The 4,019-nt window shown below is 60.5% G+C and carries 3 protein-coding genes and 1 pseudogene; all 4 read right to left on the bottom strand.

Translation table 11 applies throughout. The annotated features are described in order from the left end of the window. Window positions 1-221 precede the first annotated feature (221 nt). Complete coding sequence (locus AC0L3K_RS40320; protein WP_473255695.1) at window positions 222-1,412, bottom strand: extracellular catalytic domain type 1 short-chain-length polyhydroxyalkanoate depolymerase; 1,191 nt, start codon at window positions 1,410-1,412, stop codon at window positions 222-224. Between the two features lie 3 nt (window positions 1,413-1,415). Beyond that, window positions 1,416-1,835, bottom strand: coding sequence for a CopG family transcriptional regulator (locus AC0L3K_RS40315; protein ID WP_354129107.1), 420 nt, complete (start codon window positions 1,833-1,835; stop codon window positions 1,416-1,418). A gap of 771 nt (window positions 1,836-2,606) precedes the next feature. After that, window positions 2,607-3,101 carry a YybH family protein gene (locus tag AC0L3K_RS40310; RefSeq protein WP_354129106.1) on the bottom strand — a complete coding sequence of 165 codons (495 nt, stop codon included), beginning with the start codon at window positions 3,099-3,101 and terminating at the stop codon, window positions 2,607-2,609. 363 nt (window positions 3,102-3,464) lie between these two features. After that, a pseudogene (locus AC0L3K_RS40305) lies at window positions 3,465-3,639 on the bottom strand (autotransporter outer membrane beta-barrel domain-containing protein); the annotation flags it as partial. Between the last annotated feature and the right edge of the window lie 380 nt (window positions 3,640-4,019).

Here is a 4,019-nt window from a genome sequence, read left to right as displayed (position 1 = left end):
CGTTCTCATCACGGACGTCAAGCCGCCCGGAGACATCGACGGATGGCACATACCGAACGTTGCCGAGAGGATTATCCCAAAGTCCCGGTGATCTATGCGACCTGTTTCTCGCCCGTCGCGCCCAGCGCTGGCGGATAGAGGCCGGCTTCGGCGGCGACGCCAAGCGGTCCGGACGCTCGGCGACGTGCTCGAGGACAACCTGAGCGCCCTGTGAAGCCATACTACCCACCCAGCGAATGCTCGAGGAAGAAGCGCAGCATTTCCCTCGTCGCATCCGGCCCTTGCGGATCAGTGTAGGACCCGGCGGGGCTACCTCCTGACCACGCGTGTCCGGCGCCATCGATGTTCCAGTGTTCGGAAATGGTCCGACCGGCCCCGTCGATCAGGACGGTGCGAGTATAGGCATGGCCGTGGGGTACGCGTCCGCGAAGTACCGTCGTCGTCGGCCTCGTTGCCCTGGCGGACTGCTCGATAATCTGGTCGCCATTCTTTGGATGCACCGTAGTGTCGCGATCGCCATGGAAAACGATGGTCGGCACGGAAATTTTGCTATCCGCAATTGCCTTGAAGCCGCCTCCCTGCCGCATGGCTACGAACGCGGAGGGAAGATCGCTCGCGGCGCCGCACGCGAGGCCTGAATGAATTCCGACGGCCGCGTACAGGTCGCTATACGTTGCGCCCATGATCGCGGCGGCGGCCCCGCCGGCGGACAGCCCCCCGACGTATACGCGTTTCGGATCGATCGCATGGTCGCGCATGATCTCGCGGGTAATGCCGGCGATGATCGAGGGCTCGCCCCCGCTGCGGCGCTGGTCGCCGGTGCGAAACCAGTTCCAGCACTTCGACTGGTTGGCTCCGCTCGGCTGCTCAGGATAGACCACGAAGCAATTCTGCTCTTCCGCCAGGAAGTTCATCCGGGTGCCGGCCGCGAAATCGTCCGGCGACTGGGTGCAGCCGTGAAGCATTACGATCAGGGGAAGCTGTTGTCCCTGACATCGGCTTGGGATGAATAGCTTGTAGGTCCGGCTTCCCGCGGCGTTACTGAAGGTACCGGCGATAAATCGTGTGTTCTCGGGCACGATGTCCGATGGGGACAGAGGAACGCGCGTGATCGGACTTCGCAGGCCGAGCCCGGAAAAATCCCGCATGCCGTCGACCGGTAATGAGCGTCTGCGTCCCTGAGCAGAGCGGGTCGGCGCAATCTGCGGAGCTTCCCGCTCCTCGACAACTTCGGCCGTGGCGTCGATGGTGAGCGGATCGAGCCGCGGGAGCCGAGCCTGAGAGGCGCTGCGAGACTCCGGTCTTGGAGCGCTACCGCCCTGGAGCATGCGCTGCAGCAGCGCGGTGGCCTCGACCAATTGGCCGGCACGCGTGAGGCGGGTTGCTTCGCGGACTATGTCTTGATTCAGCATCGTTCACCTCGTTCTGTCGGCGAGAGCGGCCTTGACCGCGGGAGTGGCGTGAAGGGCACCCAGCACCGAGACCGACGCGATTGTGGCGCGAGCCAACTCGGGAGTGACGTCCTGGGCGATGGTGGCTAAGCCCAGAACATTAATCTGCAGCATTTCGCCGGCGCGCCGCGCCGCTTCGAGATCCTCGCGAGTGTAGTTGCGCAGCCCAAGGTCCAGGTTCTTCCGGGCCGTGGATTGTCTGACGACCTCCACGTGGCGCGCGAGCTGGTTCCGGATTGCTGTCCGGATGAAATCGGTCCGGTTCGAATAGAACCCTTCCTGCACCATAAGATCGACATGACCGAGGTCGACGTAGCCAAGGTTGATCGTGATCTTCTCAGTGTCGGGGGCTTTGGGTCGCAACTCGCGGACATTGTCGGCCATAGCGCTAAACACCTCAATCACCATCCCACTGGATGGCGTGTGGCTGATATTTAGATGTCCCTAGGGGACTTTCAAGGGATGAGCGGATATACCGCGCCCAAGAGCGCGAGATCTGAGAATGGGAGCGTCACCCGTTTGGACTTTGGCGTCCATCCGGCGAGCACGCCGCTTGCGCTCCCCGGCCACTGGGAATGCATCCAATGACCTTCGAACAATTCGCAGGCGCGCCGTCACGTCGAGAGCGGTCGCCGCATCGTCGCGCGCCAGGCAAATTCCTGGCGAAACTCGCCTCGATCATCGCAAGCCCAAGGGCCAGCTCGTTCAAGGGCTTCAAGCGGAAACAGGTTCGGCGTGCTCCCACGCCGGGCGCACACCAAAATCGAGAACACCGTCCGGTACCTGGGAATTGAAGTCGACGATGCACTCGCAATAGCAGGGCAGGTCGACGTCTGAATTGGCTGAGCAGAGCGGACCTGCTCTGCCCCTCATTACCAGCGACGTCGGACATCACGGCGGCTGAACCGCTCTTCGGCTTAGGGCCAGATTCGGTCCTGCAGGGCTGTCCTTGCTGCAGCCCGGTCTTCACTCAGAAGCTGTTGTTCGGTCCGATCAAGGAGCCGCGCCGCCCCGTCATTTTCGAGAGGCGAGGCCCCTTGATCTCACGCAGCGGATGCGAGTCGGCTTCCGTGGCCGAAAGACCCACGTTTCAGTTGCTGCCTCCGCCCGTTTGGGCGCGAAAGCCGGTTACGACGAACTACTCTCGGGTGGGCACTATTTTCCACTCGGCGCGTTCCCCGTTGTAGTCGCCGTGGCCCCCGCTTGCTGCGGCTGCGGCGGCGCTGCCTTAGGAGCCGACGTCAGCATACGAATCTTCCATTGCCCATTCTCACGAACATCAAGAGCAGTCCAAATAGCGTTTATTTCTAGGGCATCGCCTTTCTCACTCTTACCAGTAATGTGAGCTTCGCCAGTTGATAGAGCCATGTTTTCTGACAATGGCTGAACTTCGGTCACCTTCACCTCGAGGCGATCAAGTCCAGCTTTGAAACCGTCCTCGTAAAACTTGGTATTGTCGGGCTCAATTCCATTCTGAGAAACACGCAGGTAGTTCTTCGTATAGAGTGACGTAATCCCGGCAGCATCTTGTTTGTTGAAGTGCTGCTCGTATGCTGAAGCTATCTTCCCAATTTCCTCCTTGAGATCTGCCGCAGTCGCAGGAACAGCCGACAGTAATAGTGAGAAACATACAGCTCCAAATGCGCGCATGATGTTAACTCCCTGCTGTTGATGCCTCCCTAGAATAGAGGATGGAGACGAGGCTTACCTCCGTCCTCCTAAGCAACGTCGATCGCGCGGTCGCCCGGTTTCGAGGAACAGGTCCTGTCAGTACTACGGTTGGTACACCTCGGGCGCACTAGCGCCGACCTGCCACTTTCTTGCTGATTCATCGGATGATCGCGAAGTGACGTTGGCTCCTGCTCCAATATAGCTCAACACCGCGATGTCGGCCATGGGTCAAAGACTGCCTCGGCCAAGCCGAATTGCGCTGTTCGGCTCGCCTTTCGAAAGCTGCCCCCCTCAGTTTTCTGAGCGAAGGGCAGCCACGGGCCAACAGCGGAAGTCGCGATGTTAGCAAGCATATCGCACCACGCCCTTTGGCGTAGCTGCGCGTCACGTTGGAGAACTCCCCTTCGAAGGTTGCGGCCGTCGGCCAGCCGTTGATCCATTTCATTTCGGCGGACCGGTCAGCAACCGTCTGCCGTGCGCCGTTGACCACAAAGCTCGTCCCCCGCAGCGTCTGAAACTGGCGTTTATGAGACGCGGATAGAATAGCGTCTATTCCGCGGTGGGATCAAACGACCGTGTCACCTTTAGTTCACTGCCCGCCTTCCGCCTTGCGGCGCTAAATCCCTGATCAGTGAGCTGCTTAAATCGCCGTTCAGCCTCGGCGAGCCCCTTCGGATCAGTTTGTTCAAAGAAATGTCTGCTGTCGCCCGCGAGGTTTCCTTCCTCATCAGAGGCCTAGCATTGCGGAGTTCTCTTCCATGGGTCCATCACAATCTGGGTACCGCGACGCTCGAACTCCACAAATACCTGATCCGCCGCTACTAACGCCGGCACGGATCGGCGCGGTCGATCCGCCGCGACCCGACCCGCGCCAACGCGTAAGGCGCCGATCTCGAC

It is taken from the genome of Bradyrhizobium sp. MI1.10 (assembly GCF_055811035.1).
Note: the sequence above shows the minus strand (reverse complement) of the source record. Positions and strands in the feature narration are given on the sequence as shown.